This is a genomic window from Synechocystis sp. IPPAS B-1465, from assembly GCF_003015225.1.
Classification (GTDB): domain Bacteria; phylum Cyanobacteriota; class Cyanobacteriia; order Cyanobacteriales; family Microcystaceae; genus Synechocystis.
Window position 1 is genome coordinate 940,361 of sequence record NZ_CP028094.1, and the last position, 20,784, is coordinate 961,144.

15 protein-coding genes are annotated in these 20,784 nt (G+C 49.9%); 8 read left to right on the forward strand and 7 right to left on the reverse strand.

Translation table 11 applies throughout. The annotated features are described in order from the left end of the window. Positions 1–277 precede the first annotated feature (277 nt). Positions 278–910 carry a hypothetical protein gene (locus tag C7I86_RS04445; RefSeq protein WP_010872066.1) on the reverse strand — a complete coding sequence of 211 codons (633 nt, stop codon included), beginning with the start codon at positions 908–910 and terminating at the stop codon, positions 278–280. A 415-nt stretch (positions 911–1,325) separates the two neighbouring features. Between C7I86_RS04445 and psaA the strand changes: the two genes are divergently transcribed. Beyond that, positions 1,326–3,581 (forward strand): photosystem I core protein PsaA, encoded by a 2,256-nt coding sequence (gene psaA / locus C7I86_RS04450; RefSeq protein ID WP_014407086.1) that lies wholly within the window; start codon positions 1,326–1,328, stop codon positions 3,579–3,581. A gap of 245 nt (positions 3,582–3,826) precedes the next feature. After that, on the forward strand, positions 3,827–6,022 hold the full coding sequence (gene psaB / locus C7I86_RS04455) for a photosystem I core protein PsaB (protein WP_010872068.1): 2,196 nt from the start codon (positions 3,827–3,829) through the stop codon (positions 6,020–6,022). Between the two features lie 139 nt (positions 6,023–6,161). Here the strand turns inward: psaB and C7I86_RS04460 are convergent, their stop codons facing one another. From C7I86_RS04460 to C7I86_RS04480, 5 genes are read right to left on the reverse strand one after another with little or no spacing between them, the layout of a single operon-like run. Next, positions 6,162–7,151: a phosphotransferase family protein gene (locus tag C7I86_RS04460; RefSeq protein WP_010872069.1), complete on the reverse strand. Its 990-nt coding sequence runs from the start codon at positions 7,149–7,151 to the stop codon at positions 6,162–6,164. Beyond that, a complete protein-coding gene (locus tag C7I86_RS04465) occupies positions 7,151–8,983 on the reverse strand; it encodes an ABC transporter ATP-binding protein (RefSeq protein ID WP_010872070.1) in 1,833 nt (610 codons plus the stop codon). Before C7I86_RS04465 ends, C7I86_RS04460 begins: the two co-directional genes overlap by 1 nt. Before the next feature lie 53 nt (positions 8,984–9,036). Further along, on the reverse strand, positions 9,037–10,176 hold the full coding sequence (locus C7I86_RS04470; RefSeq protein ID WP_010872071.1) for a glycosyltransferase family 4 protein: 1,140 nt from the start codon (positions 10,174–10,176) through the stop codon (positions 9,037–9,039). Next, positions 10,173–11,414, reverse strand: a complete 1,242-nt coding sequence (locus C7I86_RS04475; protein ID WP_010872072.1) for a glycosyltransferase family 4 protein — start codon at positions 11,412–11,414, stop codon at positions 10,173–10,175. The genes C7I86_RS04470 and C7I86_RS04475 overlap by 4 nt, the downstream gene beginning before the upstream one ends. A 22-nt stretch (positions 11,415–11,436) precedes the next feature. Further along, positions 11,437–12,738, reverse strand: coding sequence for a glycosyltransferase family protein (locus tag C7I86_RS04480; RefSeq protein ID WP_010872073.1), 1,302 nt, complete (start codon positions 12,736–12,738; stop codon positions 11,437–11,439). A 653-nt stretch (positions 12,739–13,391) separates the two neighbouring features. Here C7I86_RS04480 and C7I86_RS04485 point away from each other — a divergent pair. Continuing rightward, positions 13,392–14,096 carry a response regulator transcription factor gene (locus C7I86_RS04485; protein ID WP_010872074.1) on the forward strand — a complete coding sequence of 235 codons (705 nt, stop codon included), beginning with the start codon at positions 13,392–13,394 and terminating at the stop codon, positions 14,094–14,096. Here C7I86_RS04485 and C7I86_RS04490 read toward each other — a convergent pair. Further along, positions 14,093–15,067, reverse strand: coding sequence for an alpha-ketoacid dehydrogenase subunit beta (locus C7I86_RS04490; RefSeq protein WP_010872075.1), 975 nt, complete (start codon positions 15,065–15,067; stop codon positions 14,093–14,095). The two genes, C7I86_RS04485 and C7I86_RS04490, sit on opposite strands and share 4 nt — an antisense overlap. Before the next feature lie 377 nt (positions 15,068–15,444). On the opposite strand from C7I86_RS04490, the gene C7I86_RS04495 reads away from it, so the two are divergent. The 5 genes from C7I86_RS04495 (at position 15,445) to cysK (ending at position 20,734) form a co-directional block, all read left to right on the forward strand. Further along, positions 15,445–15,756 carry a carbon dioxide-concentrating mechanism protein CcmK gene (locus C7I86_RS04495; RefSeq protein ID WP_010872076.1) on the forward strand — a complete coding sequence of 104 codons (312 nt, stop codon included), beginning with the start codon at positions 15,445–15,447 and terminating at the stop codon, positions 15,754–15,756. Positions 15,757–15,914: 158 nt separating this feature from the next. Further along, a complete protein-coding gene (locus C7I86_RS04500; protein ID WP_010872077.1) occupies positions 15,915–16,253 on the forward strand; it encodes a carbon dioxide-concentrating mechanism protein CcmK in 339 nt (112 codons plus the stop codon). A gap of 59 nt (positions 16,254–16,312) precedes the next feature. Next, positions 16,313–17,428 (forward strand): glycerate kinase, encoded by a 1,116-nt coding sequence (locus C7I86_RS04505; protein WP_010872078.1) that lies wholly within the window; start codon positions 16,313–16,315, stop codon positions 17,426–17,428. 348 nt (positions 17,429–17,776) lie between these two features. Beyond that, positions 17,777–19,669 carry an iron uptake porin gene (locus C7I86_RS04510; RefSeq protein WP_010872079.1) on the forward strand — a complete coding sequence of 631 codons (1,893 nt, stop codon included), beginning with the start codon at positions 17,777–17,779 and terminating at the stop codon, positions 19,667–19,669. A gap of 126 nt (positions 19,670–19,795) precedes the next feature. After that, on the forward strand, positions 19,796–20,734 hold the full coding sequence (gene cysK / locus C7I86_RS04515; protein ID WP_014407087.1) for a cysteine synthase A: 939 nt from the start codon (positions 19,796–19,798) through the stop codon (positions 20,732–20,734). Positions 20,735–20,784 lie beyond the last annotated feature (50 nt).

Sequence of the window (20,784 nt, forward strand, 5' to 3'; positions counted from 1 at the left end):
GAAAGCTAATACATCCAAAGTGACGGCCCAAATGGCTGATCTTATCCAGGCCCCAAAGGGGCATTACCATAGTCAAGCGACAATGGTATAACCTAGATGCATAGAAAGAGTGTTATTTGTTACACCATATCATAGGGGAAATAAAATTCCAGATCAACAACCATTTGCTTAAGTGAATGATAAGTCTGGGTAATTGGAGGAAGAGGCAGGCTACGGGGTGGCAGTCCACTCCAAGGGAAAATTTGAGAGTTTGATCCGAATTACATAAATATCCGAATTACGTAAATAGGGTGTTAATCTGTTGCCATTCCCGCAGCAGTGCTCGACATTGCAAACAGTCCAAAATTCTCAGCAAATCTACCAGTTGTGAGGGAACTTGGAACTCGGCCCCGATCGCCTTGGGGCTGAGCCGAAAATCTCCATCGATCCTGGCCCAATAGCCATATAGCTTTTGGTTGGAAAAAGAGCTATTGACGGCCCAACCCCCGTCATTGAGGGGAGTTATTTCGGCAATGGCATGGGGAGGCACTTCCAGTTCCCGATGAAGGATTTCAGCCAAAGTTAGCTCCACCTTAGCTAGATCTGTTAGCCGCCCTCCAGGGAAATCCCAAGTTGCCCTACCTATACCCGGCCGGAAAATGGGATGGGGTAAAAGCAGGCGATCGCCTTGTTGGGGCAACACTATTAAAGAGTCAGCCTTTTCCACCCGCCAATAATCCAATTTCCTTTCCCGATCATCCCGCCACCGTTCCCCCCTGAGGGTCAACCAAGGGTTTTTAACCTCCGCAAAACACTCCAGTAAAGTCCAAGCCGGAGCATCGGGCTGATTTCCCCTTGCGGACTCTGAGCCAATTTGTAAAACTTGCCCCTCGTTCCAAGGGCGATCATAACTTTTATCTATGGAGATCATTGTCAAAATCCGCTTCTTAACATTTCTTAAAATTAAAGCTGTTATAGCAACAACATTGATTAATTTCTATCTAATTTTTGACGGTGCCCATTGCTATCAGTTGTAAGTTGATGAAAATGCTGTAAATTTTTGTAACAAAGTTCAACTTTGTCTTGACTTTTGTAAGTCTTTGCAAAATCTAGGAGCTAGAACTGGTCAGGGCTGGGGCAATTTTTAATTATTGTTACGCAGGTCTTGCCTAGGGGGGGGGAGGCCGTATTATCTTCTAGTGATGTTTGCTGAAAACGCCTATCTGTGCAAGGTTTAACATCGTTATTATGAAGCGAAAACTAATTCCCTTTTTTACGCTTCCTCTATTACACTATTCTGCATAGGAAACCCTTAATAGTTCATTGTCGAGCGAGGAGAACCCTGCATGACAATTAGTCCACCCGAAAGAGAGGCTAAGGCCAAAGTCTCGGTTGATAACAACCCGGTACCAACTTCCTTCGAGAAGTGGGGCAAGCCGGGTCACTTCGACCGGACTTTAGCTAGAGGTCCCAAAACCACCACTTGGATTTGGAATCTCCATGCCAATGCCCATGATTTTGATAGTCAGACCAGCGATTTAGAAGATGTTTCGCGCAAAATCTTCAGTGCTCACTTTGGGCACCTCGCTGTGGTCTTTGTTTGGTTAAGTGGAATGTACTTCCACGGCGCGAAATTTTCCAATTACGAAGGTTGGTTAGCCGACCCTACCCACATTAAACCCAGTGCCCAAGTGGTTTGGCCCATTGTCGGTCAAGGCATCTTGAACGGGGATGTGGGCGGTGGCTTCCACGGTATTCAGATTACGTCTGGCCTGTTTTATCTCTGGCGGGCCTCCGGTTTCACCGACAGCTATCAGCTCTACTGCACCGCCATTGGCGGTTTGGTTATGGCTGCCCTGATGCTGTTCGCTGGCTGGTTCCACTACCACGTCAAAGCTCCCAAATTGGAATGGTTCCAAAATGTGGAGTCGATGATGAACCATCATTTGGCTGGTTTGTTGGGCTTAGGCTCCTTGGGATGGGCGGGTCACCAGATCCACGTCTCCATGCCCATTAATAAACTTTTGGATGCTGGGGTTGCTCCTAAGGACATTCCCCTTCCCCACGAGTTTATTTTGGAACCGAGCAAGATGGCGGAACTCTACCCCAGCTTTGCCCAAGGTTTGACACCGTTCTTTACCCTCAACTGGGGAGTCTACTCAGACTTCCTCACCTTTAAAGGGGGATTGAATCCAGTCACCGGCGGCCTCTGGTTGTCTGATACCGCTCACCACCATTTGGCGATCGCCGTCCTGTTCATCATTGCCGGTCATATGTACCGCACGAACTGGGGCATCGGCCATAGCATGAAAGAGATCCTCGAAGCCCACAAGGGCCCCTTCACTGGGGAAGGTCACAAAGGACTTTATGAAATCCTGACTACTTCTTGGCACGCTCAATTAGCCATTAACCTCGCCCTGTTAGGTTCTTTGACGATCATCGTTGCACAACACATGTATGCGATGCCGCCCTATCCCTACCAGGCGATCGATTACGCTACGCAGTTATCCCTGTTCACCCACCACATGTGGATTGGCGGCTTCCTCATCGTAGGGGCCGGTGCCCATGGCGCCATCTTCATGGTGCGTGATTATGATCCCGCCAAGAACGTTAATAACTTGCTGGATCGGATGCTGCGCCACCGTGACGCCATCATTTCCCATCTCAACTGGGTATGTATTTTCCTCGGCTTCCATAGCTTCGGTCTCTACATCCACAACGACACCATGCGGGCTTTAGGCCGTCCCCAGGACATGTTCTCCGACACGGCCATCCAACTGCAACCGATCTTTGCCCAATGGGTACAGCACCTGCACACCTTGGCCCCCGGAGCCACCGCTCCCAATGCCTTGGCCACTGCCAGCTATGCCTTTGGCGGAGAAACCATTGCCGTTGCCGGTAAAGTCGCCATGATGCCCATCACCCTGGGTACTGCCGACTTCATGGTTCACCACATCCACGCTTTTACCATCCACGTAACGGCCCTGATCCTCCTCAAAGGGGTTCTATATGCCCGTAGCTCTCGCCTTGTCCCTGATAAAGCGAATCTCGGTTTCCGTTTCCCCTGTGATGGCCCCGGCCGCGGCGGCACCTGCCAAGTATCTGGTTGGGACCACGTTTTCCTCGGTCTGTTCTGGATGTACAACTCCCTTTCCATCGTCATCTTCCACTTCAGTTGGAAAATGCAATCCGATGTTTGGGGTACCGTTTCTCCCGATGGCAGTGTCACCCATGTGACCCTAGGTAACTTTGCCCAGAGTGCCATCACCATCAATGGCTGGTTGCGGGACTTCCTCTGGGCCCAAGCCGCCAACGTCATCAACTCCTACGGTTCCGCCCTGTCGGCCTATGGCATCATGTTCCTCGCCGGACACTTTGTCTTTGCCTTCAGCCTCATGTTCCTGTTCAGTGGACGGGGATATTGGCAAGAGTTGATCGAGTCCATTGTCTGGGCTCACAACAAACTGAATGTGGCTCCGGCCATTCAACCCCGCGCTTTGAGCATCATTCAAGGTCGTGCGGTCGGTGTAGCGCACTATCTCCTCGGAGGTATTGTTACCACCTGGGCGTTCTTCCTCGCCCGCAGTCTTTCCATTGGCTAGACTTTGAGCTGAAGTTGGGTTTTCCGGGATAAACCAGGGGGACTGGCTGAGGTTTTTACTATCCTTAATCCTCCCCCTGCCCTCCACCCTCCCCAGCATTTAATAGAAGCGGTTTTAATTTCGCTTTTACCCTATATTCACCCCTATAACCCCTTGTTATAGTGGCTTTAACAATCCGGAAATGAGCAGCGCTTCTGCATTAGCCTCATTTTGCTTGCTTAACGAGGAGAATTTCCGAAAAAGCTATGGCAACTAAATTTCCTAAATTTAGCCAGGATCTCGCCCAAGACCCGACTACACGGCGTATTTGGTACGGGATTGCTACGGCCCACGACTTTGAAACCCACGATGGGATGACTGAGGAGAATCTTTACCAAAAGATTTTTGCCTCCCACTTTGGACACATCGCCATCATTTTCCTGTGGACGTCTGGCACCCTTTTCCACGTTGCGTGGCAAGGTAATTTTGAACAATGGATTAAAGATCCTTTAAACATTCGCCCGATCGCCCATGCGATTTGGGACCCCCACTTTGGCGAGGGAGCTGTCAATGCTTTCACCCAAGCTGGGGCTTCTAACCCGGTTAACATTGCTTATTCCGGGGTTTACCACTGGTTCTACACCATTGGTATGACCACCAACCAAGAGCTCTATTCTGGTGCGGTCTTCCTATTAGTGTTAGCTTCCCTGTTTTTATTTGCAGGCTGGTTACACCTCCAACCGAAGTTCCGTCCTAGCTTAGCCTGGTTCAAAAATGCCGAATCCCGCTTAAATCACCACCTGGCTGGTTTGTTCGGGGTTAGCTCCTTGGCTTGGGCTGGTCACTTGGTCCACGTTGCGATTCCCGAAGCCCGGGGTCAACACGTTGGTTGGGATAACTTCCTGTCTACTCCTCCCCACCCCGCTGGTTTGATGCCTTTCTTCACCGGCAACTGGGGCGTGTATGCGGCGGATCCCGACACTGCTGGCCACATTTTTGGTACTTCTGAAGGTGCTGGTACCGCAATCCTGACCTTCCTGGGTGGTTTCCATCCCCAAACGGAATCTCTCTGGTTGACGGACATTGCCCACCACCATTTGGCGATCGCCGTGATCTTCATCATTGCTGGTCACATGTATCGCACCAACTGGGGCATTGGCCACAGCATCAAAGAAATTCTTAATGCCCATAAAGGTCCCCTAACCGGCGCAGGCCATACCAACCTGTACGACACCATCAATAACTCCCTCCACTTCCAACTCGGCTTAGCCTTGGCAAGCTTAGGGGTTATTACTTCCCTGGTGGCGCAGCACATGTACTCCCTGCCCTCCTACGCCTTTATTGCCCAGGACCACACCACCCAGGCAGCCCTCTACACCCATCACCAGTACATTGCTGGATTCTTGATGGTTGGTGCTTTTGCCCACGGTGCCATCTTCTTTGTCCGGGATTACGATCCCGTGGCCAATAAAGATAACGTGCTGGCCCGCATGCTTGAACACAAAGAGGCTCTGATTTCCCACTTAAGCTGGGTGTCCCTCTTCTTGGGCTTCCACACCCTTGGTCTTTATGTCCATAACGATGTGGTGGTGGCCTTCGGTACTCCCGAAAAACAAATTCTGATCGAGCCCGTTTTTGCCCAATGGATTCAAGCAACTTCCGGTAAAGCTCTCTATGGCTTTGATGTTTTGCTCTCCAATCCTGACAGCATTGCTTCCACCACTGGAGCCGCTTGGTTACCCGGCTGGTTGGATGCTATCAACAGCGGCACCAACTCTCTGTTCTTGACCATTGGCCCTGGCGACTTCTTGGTTCACCACGCGATCGCCCTAGGGTTGCACACCACTGCCCTGATTCTAATCAAAGGTGCTTTGGATGCCCGTGGTTCTAAGTTGATGCCGGACAAAAAGGACTTCGGTTACTCCTTCCCCTGTGATGGCCCCGGCCGTGGCGGTACCTGCGACATCTCTGCTTGGGATGCCTTCTACCTAGCCATGTTCTGGATGCTGAACACCTTGGGTTGGTTGACCTTCTACTGGCACTGGAAACACCTCGGTGTTTGGAGCGGTAACGTTGCTCAGTTCAACGAAAACTCCACCTACCTGATGGGTTGGTTCCGGGATTACCTCTGGGCGAACTCTGCTCAGTTAATCAATGGTTACAACCCCTACGGTGTCAACAATCTGTCAGTTTGGGCTTGGATGTTCCTTTTCGGACACCTGGTCTGGGCTACTGGCTTCATGTTCTTGATCTCTTGGCGGGGTTACTGGCAAGAGTTGATTGAAACCATCGTTTGGGCCCACGAGCGCACTCCTTTGGCGAACTTGGTTCGTTGGAAAGATAAGCCCGTTGCGTTGTCCATTGTTCAAGCCCGTTTGGTTGGTTTAGCCCACTTCACCGTTGGTTATGTGCTCACCTATGCGGCATTCCTAATTGCTTCCACAGCCGGTAAGTTCGGTTAACGAATTCCTCTGTTAGGTAATTAAGCTTGTCCCCTGCCCTCGTTGGTGGGGGATTTGCTTTAATTGGCTGATCGCCACAAAAAATGGATTGGAATCGGCCTCATTTAATCTTAAGTTTTTTGTTATTTTTACCCCATTGCTAATTTGCTTCCATCCCAAGTAGGCGGTCGCCACAGAGTTCGATTAGGGCAGGGATATGATGATGGCGGTTGGGGATGCGCCAACTAATGGCAATATGCCGCAATAGAGTAAGAATGATGTAAATATCAATGGCTTGGCTAAGATGGGGATTATTTGGGGATTGTTTAGCTAGAAAAGCAGTTTTTAATATTTGTTCTTTGCGAACTAGGGCATCGGGATTCCCCCAGGTGCGGAGGCTATATTCGGTCATGTGGGCGATAAAGTTTCCTAGATCAACGGCGGGATCTCCTTTGCAGTAGAGGTCGAGGTCCACCAACCAAAGGTGATTGCCATCTACCAAAATTTGATCGGGGTAAAAATCCCGGTGAATAGTGGTAGTAGGACGGGGATATTTGTTTAAAACCTCTCCCAGCTGTTCACTCTGGGCGATGAAATGTTGAATTTGTGTTTGCCACTGAGGTTGCTGGTGGCTAAATTCCCGGAGGCGATCGCCAAGGATTTGTAATTCAGTGGCAATGGTATGGGTTTTGGTTGTGGGGACAGAATGGCTGTGGATTTTGTGGGCTAGGGCGGCAATTTTTTCCGGTAAGTCGGGACGGGTAATCAATAATTCTGTCGCAGGTTGACCGGGAACCCATCGTTGGAGCCACATCTGCCAGGGTTCAACAATGCCCAAAGGTTTTGGCACCGATAATCCATCTTCACTTTGCCCATGGAACCCGTTTTCCCATAACGCCCGTTGAGAGCCATAGCTTTTGTAATCTGTGCCCTTGGCGCGAATTTTGCCAAGAATAATTCCTTCCACCCCATCGGTTTCCAGATGATAGGCAATCAATGCCCGTCGCCCAGGTTTATGGCGTAGAAGCTCGGTTTTCTTGATCCCTTGTAAACCGGGAAAAATACTAGCTAGGTGCTGTTGAGCTAATTGGCGATCGAGGGCAAAAGGTAGCCATGGTATTTTGGGATCAGAGAAAATTTCGGCCATCATTAACGCCCCAGGGATTTGGTGACGGTTGCGAGGGTTTGCCGTTGAAAGAGATCAGCATAGACCCCCTGACGAGCCAGTAATTCGGCGTGGGTACCCTGTTCCCTGATTTGCCCCTGGTAGAGGTAAAGAATTTGGTCAGCGGCGATCGCCAACTGCAGATTATGGGTTACCAAAAAAGTGGTGCGATTTTCCGCTAACCGTTCTAGGGCTTCAAAAACCAACTGTTCATTAACTTTATCCAAGCCGCTGGTGGGTTCATCCAGGATCAGAATGGGGGTTTGTCGCATGGCGGCCCTGGCGATCGCCAACCGTTGTCGCTGGCCACCAGAGAGAGTAGTGCCCCTTTCTCCCACTACTGTGTCGTAACCCTGGGGCAGTTCCAGAATAAATTTATGGGCATTGGCTAAACGGGCCGCCGCTTCAATCTCTGCCATTGTCGCCCCCTCGATGCCGTAGGCGATATTTTCCCGGATCGTGGCCGCAAATAATAAACTCTCCTGTAATACCACTGCCATTTGGTTCCGTAGGCTCGTCAGTTGATAATCCCGCAGATCATGGCCATCAATGAAAATTTTCCCTGCTGTTGGGTCATACAGGCGCAGTAAAAGACTTAAAAGAGTAGATTTACCACTGCCAGAAGCACCAACAAGGGCAATTTTCTCCCCTGGTCGCACTGTTAAATTCAACCCGTCAAGAATGGCTTGATCTGGATGATAGCCAAAGGAAACATATTTAAATTCAATGCGCCCCTGGAAAAATGGGGCAGGAATAGCCCCTGGTTTGTCCTGAATATCGGGGGTTTCCGCCAAAATATTCAAAATTCGCTCCCCCGATGCCGCCGCTTTAGCCAGACGACCTGTGTATTTAGCAAAATTCTGCACCGGTTTGTAGGCATTGCGTAGATAGGTTAAAAACACCAAAACCGTTCCCGCTGTCAGAGCATCTTCAATGACCAGATGGCCTCCGTAACCCATCACCAAAGCTGTACCGAAGGCAATCAACACGTCCACCAATCGCTCCAGGTTGGCGGCTAAACGCTTAGTTTCAATGTTTTCTTGGAGGCTCCGTTGATTTTGGCGGCTAAACAAATCGGCAAAGGCTTGTTCCAGGGAGAGAGCTTGGACAAGTTTAATGGCGGAGAGGGATTCAGCGGCGGTGGAGGCAACGGCCCCTTCCTGGTGACGTTGGGTGAGGGAAGCATGGCGAATTTTGGCACTTAAACGATTGGCGGCCAACCAAAACAGGGGAAAAGTTGCCAAGGACAAAAGGGTTAATTTTAGGTCTAGCCAGGCCATCACCCCCACCATGCCGCCCAAAGTTAAAAGGCTGACCACCAGGGGCAAAGCTGCTGTGAGCAAAATTTCCTGGAGACGGTTGGCATCGCTACTGACTCGGATAATCAGATCGCCACTGCGGGCTTGGTAATGGTAACGCAGGGAAAGCCTTTGCAAATGCCCATAGAGTTGATCCCGCACCTGGGCCATGACGCGACTACCAACGATCGCCAAACTGACGGTATTCCAATAGGTAGCGATCGCCCGACTGACGGCAATGATAATCACCCCAACGGCGATTAACATCAACAGCCAAGCGGCATTGAGGTTAGTAAAGCCCCAGAGAGAAAGACTCGGCTGGGTTTGAGTGGGAATCAGTACCCCGTCAATGAGCAGCTTGAGGGGCCAGGGTTCCAACAGTCGCAACCCCACATCCGCCAGCAAAGTCACCATCGCTACCAGCAAGAGTCGCCACTGGGCACGAATTTGGGGCCAAAAGGTGGTGATCACTGCCCAGAGGCCTGGCACAGCTTGGGTCATGGGGGAGGCACGGTTCATTTATCTATCACTTTTAACTTCAACTAAATTCAACTAATTTCAACGTTGAAAAACTAGGCTTGGGCGATCGCCAAAATTTGGGCGGCAACGCGATCCCAGGTGTGGTGTTTAAGCACGAAGTCACGGGCCGCCAGACCTAACTGTTGCCGTTGCTGGGGCGATCGCCAGAGACGTTCGAGGGCCTGGGCCAGGGCTGTCGGTTCCCCCGGTAGACACAAAATCCCCGTCACCCCATCGTCAATAATGTCCTTCACTTGACCGATGCAACTAGCCACTATGGGTAACCCGGCCGCCATATATTCCACCACTTTCAGAGGCGAAAAATAAAAATCTTCACTGGCGGGATAGGGGGCCACGGCAACGCTCATTTGACTTAACCAGTGGGGGACTTGCTCTGGAGGGACTGTACCGGTCCACTGTACTTGGGTAGTTAAATTGCGCTGGGAGATCGCTCGTTCAAGGACTTGCCGTTGGGGGCCATCACCGACAATCAACAGACGAGCTTCCGGGACAGTTCGTCGCAGTTGGGCAAAGGCTTCAATCAGGTAATCCAGGCCATGCCAGGGCTTAAGGGAACTAACAAAACCCACAGTGAAGAGTTCTGTCTGAGATGGTTTGGACAGACCGGCAAAACGAGCTGGGTTTATCCCATTAGGCATGACAAAAAGGCGATCGCCAGAAACCCATTGTTGCAAATAGGATTTAACCTCTTGGGACACTGCGATTAAAGCTGTTGCTTTCCCAAAGACTATTTCGGCCACCTGCAAAGCCAAATCCCGGTCTAGTAAAACCCGGTGTGTGGCTTGCTCTTCAATTAAGGGTGCATTCACTTCTAAAATGCCAGGAATCTGACAGTTTCGGGCAAAGGTCATTCCCGCATGACTCCAGAGGGAATAACGTTCATAAACAAGATCATAGGGAGCTGCCTGGGTTAATAAATTTTGCAACGTCTGATTTTGTTGAAATAAGCCCTGTTCCCGCATTGCTAAATCTCCTTTGGGCACCTTGGGCAGGCAGTGAACGGGTAAATCGACTAAATCCTTGGGCGGTTCCCCCCCCAGCTTTGCCGCAAACAGGGTCACCGTTGCCCCCTGGTTCTGAAAAGCGCGGATAATCTCTTGCACATGGATTGAGGCACCTTTACAACCAAAGACTGGAATGCCGGGATCGACACAGATGTAAGCAATCTTCATCGTTTGGCCTCCCCTAAATGAAATAAGTCACGGAGTTGGGCGCTATTGCGTCGCAGGTCAAAAGCCTGTTCTAATCGTTGGCGGGCCTGCTGGGCGTAACGATGACGTAAATCTGCTTGGTTCAAGATGGTTTGGAGCGCTTTGGCTAACTGTTCCGGGTCATTTTGGGCCACCAGCAATCCCGTTTCCTGGTGCTGAATAATTTCGGGAATGCCCGTCACATCCGTTGCCACACAGGGAGTACCCAAGGCGATCGCCTCTAACAAAACTGTGGGTAAACCATCCCGATTGCCATCCCGGCCAACAATGTAGGGGGCGGCAAACACCTTTGCCCGTTTTAGGAGTTGAAACACTTCCCCCTGGGGTTTGGGGCCAGTGATCTCCACCCAAGGCTCTAGCTGATGCTGGACAATTTGCGATCGCAATGTCGCTTCCAAGGAACCAGCACCGACGATCTGACAACGGAACTCACAATCCCAACGGCGCAAGAGATCGCAGGCGCTGATTAGATAAGTCAAGCCTTTTTTTTCTACTAGGCGTGACACAGAGATAATTAACGGCGGTTCACAATTTTCCGACCGGGGTTGGTAGGGCAATTCTGTTAAATCCATGCCGTTGTAAATACGCTGTACTTTGCTGGCCGCTTCCCCGTACTGCTGTTGTAAATAGGTACGGTTATAGTCGCTAACGGTCACCACCTCGCAGGCAGCTTGGAGTTTGCGGGCAAAATCCGCCGGATCAACGCTCTCATGGAAAATATCCTTGGCATGGGCCGTAAAACTGTAGGGCACCCCAGCAAAATGGGCCGCTAAGCGAGTAACACTGGTGGCAACGCTGGCAAAATGGGCATGGAGATGGGTAATTCCTTGGTGACGGACGGCTTGGGCGAGCCAGAGGGCTTGGTAAACAACACTAGAGCGTTCTCCGGCGGCGTAGGCTAACTTTCTCCAGATGTCGGGAATTACAACCGCAGTGGCTTGCATTTCCGCCCAGAGGTAACTGGCCGCAGTGGGATTTTGCCCTAATAAATTTGGGTGCGATCGCCCTTGGCTGGGTTTTTGGATACAGGTAACGGGGGCCTTCACCCGGGCAATTTTGTCTTGGAAATAGCTATCTACCGGAGGACGGAGGGCAAAAATTTTGATGTCTAAACCCGCTGCTTCGTGGGCAAGAATTTCATTAACAATGAACGTTTCCGAATAACGGGGATAGCGTTTAACAACGTAGGCGATGGCCATGGAAAATTTACAACGGAATTGACTAGCAGGCTTGGGACATAAAACAGTTACGGGTGCTGAGCAATTGACCCAGAACGAGGGGAAGTTGTTGGGTGGCCCGGAGATTTAGAACTGGTTTGTTATATTGGTTGGTCGGCGCAGAGTGGAGCCAAGCTGTCAAATTTTGGGCATTTACCTGATCGGGATGAAGCACATCTACCAGCCCCAGTTGTTTTAAACGGGTGGCCCTCAGCCATTGTTCTTGGCGGGGTTTAATGCGGGGAATAATCAGCGCTGGTTTTTGGAAGGACAGAATTTCGCAGGTGGTGTTGTAGCCCCCCATCGTGATTACCCGTTCCGCCGCCCACATCAACATGGTCGGTTCAGAAAAATAGGGCAGGATAGTGAGGTCAGGATTATTCTGGGCACTGACCTTTAACTTTTGCCGTACAGACTCCGGCATAAACGGCCCGGTGAGCAGTACCCCCGGCAGGTCGGCAGTGAAGGGAATTTGGGCAAAGGCGATCGCCAGGGTTTCCCCATCCTGACCTCCTCCCACAGCACCGAGGATGAACCGGGATGGTAATTTCCAGTTACTTAACGTTTCTTGCCAAGGTTTAGTTAGATGTTGGAGGCGATCGCCCTGATGGAAATAGCCAAGGGGCCGCATTTTCGCCGTCACATCGGGGGCAAAACCATACTCATGTCGTAGGTCATAAACTTGCGGGTCACCATAAACCCAGACGGCATCGTAATAGCGACGAATAGCCCTTTCATTATCTGCTTGCCCCCAATCCCGCTGCACAGTCCCCGGTTGATCCAAAATATCCCTTAAGCCAAGTACACAAAGGCTTTCTGGTCGTTGTCGCAGATATTTCAAACTGGGGTCCAGTTCCCGTTCCACTCCCCGGGGCACATTGTCCACCATCAGCACATCCGGCTGAAATTGCTGAATTGTTTTTAGAATTAACTGCGATCGCCAAGCGATCAATTTCTCCAAAGGCAGATCCAGATCCCGGCCAGAGTAGGAACCATCGCCATTTTTTCGCAGACTGGGCAAATTCACATAGTTAATACCCGCAGCAGTTAGGGCTTCATTTCCTTCTTCAATGCCGGTAATTACCAAAATTTCAACGGGTAATCTAGACTTTTGTAACGTTTGGGCAATGAGTAAATTACGGCGCTTATGCCCCAACCCCATGGTGTCGTGGGAATACAAGACAATGCGATAGCAATGGGAAGCCTTAGCCCTATGGCCCAATCCACCGGACTTTTTTAACGCCAATTTTTTCGGCGATCGCCGGGGGAAATGTTGTCGTAGTCGGGGTGATTGAATGGAGTGCATGGGAAAATGTTGGCTGTTCCAAATTTAAAGTTGTTGATAGTAATATCAAGTTGGTCAGCCTCGGTTGTGTTTCGATAGTGCTCCACTGTTCTAAATTTGCAGTAAGATTTCAATAAAAATTCTCTATCTCTCTTACGTTAATCTAGGTGGAAGGATAATAAATTCTATGCTGTCCATTAAGCATAAATAATCAGTACTAGACACATTGATATTTGGCACTAGTTCCCATAGTTCAAACCTCGCTAGAAAAGAGCAGATAATCTTGGCGGTAATGTAATCGCGGCACCACCACCATAGATCCTTCTGCTAATTTGCTGACAAAAATATGTTCAAATAGGACTCTACTTTATCCTCAGATTCCATTGGACAACTTTTAGTTTGTCCACTAGATCAGATAATATTGAGGGGCTTTTACTTAGTTTCGTCTCAATGTTGGTAGAGGACAGAGCTGCTTTTCAACAACAACCGAAAATAATTAGAAAATTAACTACGATCAATTGCCGATCTATCTTAATGCTTCCATTTGCCCCAAAATACTGTTTCCATGGGAGTTTAGACTATGACTAACAAAACACTGCTTGGTTAGAGTCAGATCCCCCAAGTGGCCACCAAGCTCTAATCTAAATTCTTGCTAGAGTTGAGAAAACATCCCCATGGCCAATATCCTCTTAGTGGACGATGAAAACGCCTTAACGGAACCCTTGAGCAAAGCCCTAGGGCACCAGGGCCATACCATTGACGTGGCTGACCAAGGAAAAACAGGACTAGCCATGGCGATCGCCGGTCAATATGACTTGTTAATCCTTGATTGGATGTTGCCCCAAGTATCAGGGTTGGAGATTTGTCGTCAAATTAGGATTCTGGGTCACTCAACGCCGGTTTTATTTCTCACTGCCAAAGATACCCTTGATGACCGAGTGGCGGGCTTAGATGCCGGTGGAGATGACTATTTAATTAAGCCCTTTGAACTACGGGAGCTTTTAGCCCGGGTGCGGGCCCTACTGCGGCGACAAAGCCACGGAGAAACCATCACGGAAACCCTGGGTGCAGTCAAAAATAATTTGCTCAGCGTCAACAACGTTAGCCTAGATGTGGCCAATCAGGTGGCCTATTGCCAGGGTCAACGCATTGCCCTTTCGGAAAAGGAAGTGGCGCTGTTAACCCTATTCTTACAAGCTCCCGGACAAATTCTCAGTCACGAAGAGATCTATTCCCACCTTTGGCCCGGCGAAAGCCCCCCCAGTAGTAACGTGCTGGCGGCCCTGGTGCGATTACTGCGGCGCAAAATTGAACAGCCCAATGCCCCCCGCCTGATTAATTCCGTTTACGGCAAGGGGTACTGTTTTGAGGCCAATTAGCCGATGATCGCCTTAACTGCGTCCACAATTTGGGGCGGTTGCACAATGGTCAGTCGTTCCAACATACCGTTGTAGGGAGTGGGAATATCTTGGGAAGAAAGGCGCACCACCGGCCCATCTAACTCATCAAAGAGATGATCATTGATTAGGGCAATGAGCTCAGCGCCGATGCCTCCGGTTTTCATACATTCTTCGACAATAATGACCCGATGGGTTTTCTTCACCGAAGCGCTGATGGTTTCCATGTCAAAAGGCTTGAGGGAAATCAAATCAATAATTTCCGGGTCGTAGCCTTCTTTTTCCAAAGTTTTTAGTGCCTGTAAACAATGGTGACGCATGCGGGAATAGGTCAAAATAGTGACATCCTTACCGGGGCGCACCACTTCGGCTTTATCCAGAGGCACAATATATTCGTAGTCGGGTAAGTTTTCTTTCAAGTTGTACAAAAGTACGTGCTCAAAAAATAACACTGGGTTATTATCCCGAATGGCTGCTTTGAGCAATCCCTTGGCGTTATAGGGGGTGGAGCAAGCCACAATTTTTAACCCCGGCACCGCATGGAAATAGGCCTCCAACCGTTGGGAATGTTCTGCCCCTAATTGCCGACCTACGCCCCCAGGACCACGGATAACCATGGGAATTTGGTAATTGCCGCCGGAGGTATAGCGCAACATCCCCGCATTATTGGCAATTTGGTTAAACGCCAGCAGAAGAAAACCCATATTCATGCCTTCAATGACTGGGCGCAATCCTGTCATGGCCGCCCCCACCGCCATGCCGGTAAAACTGTTTTCGGCGATGGGCGTATCCAGCACCCGCATTTCGCCATACTTCTCGTACAAATCCTTGGTTACCTTATAGGAACCGCCATAGAGTCCCACATCTTCTCCCAGCACAAGGACGTTGACATCCCGTCCCATTTCTTCGTCAAGGGCTTGGCGTAGGGCGGCAAACAGTAGGGTCTCAGCCATGATTTCTGGGGGAAAACTTAGTTTTTAATAACAATTTAGACCGCCGCCGCATCTCTCCTTGTTGGTCCGGTGTAGGCAAACCAAGCAAGGGCGATCGGGGCACAACAATCTAGTATTTTGACACACTGGCTGGCCACCATAGCGGAGATTTTAGTCAGGGGACAAGGGTGGATGTCGATTAGGGCACAAAGGCGAAGGCTATTTATGGTTTTTTAGACTGGTCCAAGCAACTAATTACCGTGGTCAACAGCACTAGGACCTTGCAGCTTGATTTGCCCGTGCCATGTTTTTGATAGGATAAAAAGCTAGCTAAGTTGTAATCTTCGCTTGCTTAGTCCGATTGACTGTTTCCATCCGTTTCCCTAGAGGAATTTTCCATGCCCCAGGCCGTTGGCGTGATACAGACCCTTGGCTTTCCCTCCGTTTTGGCCGCTGCCGATGCCATGCTCAAGGGCGGTAGGGTGACCCTGGTGTACTATGACTTGGCCGAGAGGGGGAATTTTGTGGTGGCGATACGGGGCCCAGTATCAGAGGTGAATCTGTCAATGAAGATGGGTCTAGCGGCGGTCAATGAGTCTGTTATGGGGGGAGAAATTGTCAGCCACTATATTGTGCCCAATCCACCCGAAAATGTACTGGCAGTTTTGCCGGTGGAATACACAGAAAAAGTCGCTCGCTTCCGCACCTGAGGTAGACTTTCCCGCCCTCGTAGTCCGATGTACACCACTTAGCCTATAGTTGACCATGGGATTCTTGCTAATTCCCACCCCGACTAGTCGTTAAGTCGAAGGTTTGGGTTTTATTTATCTGTCCTTTAGTTTTTGCCGCCACTGTCAAGGAGAACAATATGTCCGCCCAATCCGCCGTCGGTTCCATTGAAACCATTGGTTTTCCCGGTATTCTTGCCGCTGCTGATGCCATGGTTAAGGCCGGTAGGATTACCATTGTGGGCTATATTCGGGCGGGGAGTGCTCGCTTCACCCTTAATATTCGTGGGGATGTGCAGGAAGTGAAAACTGCCATGGCTGCTGGTATTGATGCCATTAACCGAACTGAAGGGGCAGACGTGAAAACCTGGGTGATTATTCCCCGACCCCATGAAAACGTAGTGGCAGTTCTGCCCATCGATTTTAGTCCTGAAGTGGAGCCTTTCCGGGAAGCAGCAGAAGGTTTAAATCGTCGTTAATTTTTTTGTTGGGAAACTGAGAGGCATAGACGAGATAAGGTGGGTTACTGAATTCCCCAATGCGTCAAATTTTGATTGCACCAGACTCTTTTAAGGGGACTCTTTCCGCTGGTGAGGTTTGCCAGATTGCTCTAGATGTTTTAGCGCCGGAATTTGACTGTGTTGCCCATCCCCTAGCCGACGGCGGTGAAGGAACCCTAGAGGCGATCGCCAACAATCTCGACGGCCAATGGCAGACAGTGAGAGTACAGGGGCCATTACCGGATCAAACGGTTGATGCTTGTTATTTATGGTTACCCCAAGAGGAGACAGCAGTCATTGAAATGGCCCGAGCCAGCGGTTTGCCTCTGGTACCCGTCGGGGAACATAATCCGGAAATTGCTACCAGCTACGGCACAGGGGAATTAATCACCCACGCTGCCCGACGGGGAGCAAAACAAATTCAATTGGCGATCGGCGGCTCTGCTACCAATGACGCAGGTTTAGGTTTACTAATGGCATTGGGTTGGCAGTTCTTAGATTCTCAAGGTCAGTCCGTCGGTTGGGGAGGGCAAGCCCTGGGTAAAGTTGCCGAAATTATTCCTCCAGTCTTAAATGCTTTTCCTCAGGTAACCGTTTTATGCGATGTGACCAATCCTTTTTATGGTGCTAATGGGGCTGCCCAGGTCTATGCTCCGCAAAAAGGGGCAGATCCAGCTATGGTTCAACGCTTGGATCAGGGTTTGCGTCATTTTGCCCGAGTAGTACGGGAGTTTGATGGCTTTGAAATCAATTTTCCTCGGGCCGGGGCCGCTGGGGGAATGGGAGGGGGCGTGGCCTGGGCATTGGAGACAAAGATAGAATCAGGTTTTACGGCGATCGCCAAATTGACCCAGTTGGAACAGGCCATGGCTGGATGCGATCTAGTGATTACCGGAGAAGGTTGCTTCGATCATCAATCCCCACAGGGTAAGGTGGTGGGAGGTGTTCTTGAGCTAGCGAAAAAAATCAATAAACCGGCGATCATCGTAGCGGGACAATGCCAATTAAGTCAGACAGTTTTACCTAACGTGCTCAAAATTTTTAGCCTAGTGGGGCCGGATATGCCCCTAGAAAAAGCTTTACAACATCCTCAAACAGCCCTGAAAAAAAGATTGGTTCAAGTGAAACAATACTTAATCCAAAGTCAAAACTGAGTTCAGACAAATGCTCCATCATTACGCCGGGAACTATGGCCGGCCTAAAAACTGGCCCTGCCCCTAGCCATCACCAAAATAGCAACTATAATCTGTTATTAACCATCAACATCATCGTTCCGTGAGCAGAAGCTGTAGGCGGTTTTTCTTTACCAACACTGATTGTGGTCCTGGCTCCCTGAGCTAGCCCGCAAAACAGACCAATGGCCTTGCTTAGCCTAGCATCTACCATGAATCTAAAGAAAATTGTCAACTTCTCCCACTCTTTCGAAAAAAACGTGTACAATGTGTTACTGAGTATAGGACTTGGTTCCCGTAGTCATTATTAGGTGTGAGGAAAAGCTAAAAATGCTTAAACTATCTTGGAAGTCCCTGTTAGTGAGCCCTGCTGTGATCGGTGCCGCCCTTGTGGCTGGTGCTGCTAGTGCTGCTCCCGACAACGTTACGAATGCTCAAGTTTTAGACCAATTAGACCAATACACTGCCGAAGGTCAGTCTTCTGCCATTGATCAAGTAACCAGCGTTAGCGAACTCCGCGATGTGCAACCCACTGCCTGGGCCTATGAAGCGCTCAAGAGCTTGGTGGAACGCTACGGTTGTATCGTTGGTTACCCTGACCGTACCTTCCGTGGTGATCGAGCCCTCAGCCGTTGGGAATTTGCCGCTGGTCTTAACGCCTGTATGAACGTTATGGAACGTTTGATTCAGGAAAACGTGGCTGTTCTCCGGGAGGACATCGACAAACTGAAACGCCTCATGCAGGAATTCGAGGCAGAATTGGCTGCTTTGGGTGCTCGGGTTGATAACCTCGAAGCCCGCACCTCTTTCCTCGAAGACCATCAGTTTTCTACCACCACCAAATTGACCGGGGAAGTAATATTTGCTCCCACCGCCATTTTTGGTACCAAAAAGACTCTCAACAACCAAACCGATAACAACCAAGCGGTATTCCAGAACCGGGTTCGTTTACAGTTCAACACCAGCTTCTCCGGTGAAGACCTGTTGGTCACTCGTCTCGCCGCTGGTAACGGTAATCGCTTCAAGAGCTTCTATCCTACTCAGAATGTTATTGATCCCGAGACCGGTAACCCCATCGGTATTGTAGGTGACTACTATGAAAGCCCCACCTTTACCCAGGTGCACCAGCTTTCCCCCGGCGACAACAACAACGTAGCCGTTGACTGGTTAGCTTACTATGTTCCCTTGGATCTGGGCGAAAACTTCCGTCTCAACAACTACATTGCTGCTTGGGGCGGTATCTGGGATGACTTCGTTCCTACCCTGAACCCCTATTTCGACGACTACACTGGCGGCAAAGGTTCCTTGAGTCAGTTCACCGCCCAGAACCCCATCTACTCCATTGGTGGCGGTACTGGTATAGGTACAAGCCTAGAGTTGGGCTTCCTCAGCAATCTGTTGGGCCCCACTTCCTTGAGCTTGGGTTACTTGGCTAGCACGGGCAACAACCCCAGCAGTGGTGGTTCTGTTACTAACCCTGCCACTGGCAACAATTATGACTTCAGCAGCGGTGGTAACGGTTTGTTTAACGGTGGCTATAGCGCCTTGGCTCAAATTACCACCAACATTTTCGACCGGGTTAGCCTAGGCTTCACCTACGTTAATGCCTACACCACCCCTGATGCCGCTATCTTCGGTAAAGGTGGCACTCAAGGTATCGTCGGTACCACTGCGGCTAACCTCAACCGTTCTGAGTTGAATGATGACTTTGTGAACGGTTTGGGTGTAGGTGCTCCTCCTGTGGATGCAGCTACCTACAACAATAATGTGAGCGGCGGTAGCACATCTGGCAACGTTATCAACCCCTATGACTTTGGTGGCAAGCAAACCAACAGCTATGGCGTCCAAATGGCTTGGAACATTGCCGATTGGCTGAGCTTCAGTGCCTATGGTAGCTACACCAATGTTACTTTGATTGGTAAAGACAATGGTGATATCTGGACCTACGGTGGAGGCTTTGCCTTCCCCGACCTTGGTAAAGAAGGTAACGTTCTTGGCATCTTTGCTGGTGTTCAACCCTATGTTTCCGGTTTCACCAACAATACTTTGGGAACCACCTTTGTAACCACTGCTAACCCTCTGCAAGTTGAATTGTTCTACAAATATCAACTCACCGACAACCTTTCTATAACTCCTGGTGTGATCTGGATCTCCAAGCCTGAACAGACCACCAACGCCACCGACGCCTTCATCGGCACCGTCCGTGGTACCTTCACTTTCTAAGCCTGAGTCCGTCTTCTTAAGACACTTGTTTGAAAGTTAAACTCTAATAACTCTTTAACCCCGCCTCTGGTGGGGTTTTTCGTTGTAAGATGCAGGCAGATTTCCCTTCTTGGTGGGCCCTTACCTATGAAAATTGCCAGTAATATTACAGAGCTAATTGGTCGTACTCCTCTGGTTCGCCTCAATCGCATTCCCCTATTGGAGGGATGTGGGGCCAAGATTGTAGTCAAGTTGGAGGGGATGAATCCAGCGGCTTCGGTAAAGGACCGCATTGGCATTAATATGATTAACCGGGCAGAACAAGAGGGATTAATTGAACCAGGGAAGACTCTGCTGATTGAGCCCACTTCTGGTAATACGGGCATTGCCCTTGCCATGGTGGCCGCAGCCAAGGGTTACCAATTAATTTTGACGATGCCTGAAACCATGAGCCAAGAACGGCGGGCGATGTTAAAAGCCTATGGAGCAAAACTAGAACTGACCCCGGGGAGTGAAGGGATGGGGGGATGTATTAGAAGAGCCCAAGAATTGGCTGAGAGTTTGCCAAATGCCTATATGTTGCAACAGTTTGATAATCCGGCTAATCCTCAAATTCATCAACAGACTACGGCATTGGAAATTTGGCAAGATACCGATGGAGCCATTGATTTCCTCGTGGCGGGGGTTGGCACTGGTGGGACTATTACCGGGGTGGCTTCTGTGTTAAAAGAAAAAAAACCTAGCTTTCAGGCGATCGCCGTAGAACCCCAAAATAGCCCAGTCTTATCAGGGGGTAAGCCGGGGCCGCATAAAATTCAAGGTATTGGGGCGGGCTTTATTCCCGAAGTGTTAGATGTAAACCTGATTGACGAAGTGATTGCCGTGACCGATGAAGAGGCGATCGCCTACGGTCGTAGATTAGCCAGGGAAGAAGGAATATTATCGGGGATTTCCACTGGAGCAGCTCTGGCGGCGGCCATCAAAGTGGCAAAAAGACCTGCCAATAAAGATAAATTGATTGTCATGATCCAACCCAGTTTTGGGGAAAGATACCTCAGCACCCCCCTATTTCAGGATTTGGAGTAAGAACTGAGAAAGAAATTTTTCCTGAAAACTTTGCCAGAAAAAGAAAACTT

Bases quoted from the DNA above. Each gene is read 5' to 3' on its own strand.
- psaB (WP_010872068.1), top strand. From the start codon at position 3,827: ATGGCAACTAAATTTCCTAAATTTAGCCAGGATCTCGCCCAAGACCCG.
- psaA (WP_014407086.1), top strand. From the start codon at position 1,326: ATGACAATTAGTCCACCCGAAAGAGAGGCTAAGGCCAAAGTCTCGGTT.
- C7I86_RS04475 (WP_010872072.1), bottom strand. From the start codon at position 11,414: ATGGCCATCGCCTACGTTGTTAAACGCTATCCCCGTTATTCGGAAACG.
- C7I86_RS04445 (WP_010872066.1), bottom strand. From the start codon at position 910: ATGATCTCCATAGATAAAAGTTATGATCGCCCTTGGAACGAGGGGCAA.
- cysK (WP_014407087.1), top strand. From the start codon at position 19,796: ATGAAAATTGCCAGTAATATTACAGAGCTAATTGGTCGTACTCCTCTG.
- C7I86_RS04485 (WP_010872074.1), top strand. From the start codon at position 13,392: ATGGCCAATATCCTCTTAGTGGACGATGAAAACGCCTTAACGGAACCC.
- C7I86_RS04500 (WP_010872077.1), top strand. From the start codon at position 15,915: ATGTCCGCCCAATCCGCCGTCGGTTCCATTGAAACCATTGGTTTTCCC.
- C7I86_RS04470 (WP_010872071.1), bottom strand. From the start codon at position 10,176: ATGAAGATTGCTTACATCTGTGTCGATCCCGGCATTCCAGTCTTTGGT.
- C7I86_RS04480 (WP_010872073.1), bottom strand. From the start codon at position 12,738: ATGCACTCCATTCAATCACCCCGACTACGACAACATTTCCCCCGGCGA.
- C7I86_RS04510 (WP_010872079.1), top strand. From the start codon at position 17,777: ATGCTTAAACTATCTTGGAAGTCCCTGTTAGTGAGCCCTGCTGTGATC.
- C7I86_RS04465 (WP_010872070.1), bottom strand. From the start codon at position 8,983: ATGAACCGTGCCTCCCCCATGACCCAAGCTGTGCCAGGCCTCTGGGCA.
- C7I86_RS04490 (WP_010872075.1), bottom strand. From the start codon at position 15,067: ATGGCTGAGACCCTACTGTTTGCCGCCCTACGCCAAGCCCTTGACGAA.
- C7I86_RS04495 (WP_010872076.1), top strand. From the start codon at position 15,445: ATGCCCCAGGCCGTTGGCGTGATACAGACCCTTGGCTTTCCCTCCGTT.
- C7I86_RS04460 (WP_010872069.1), bottom strand. From the start codon at position 7,151: ATGATGGCCGAAATTTTCTCTGATCCCAAAATACCATGGCTACCTTTT.
- C7I86_RS04505 (WP_010872078.1), top strand. From the start codon at position 16,313: ATGCGTCAAATTTTGATTGCACCAGACTCTTTTAAGGGGACTCTTTCC.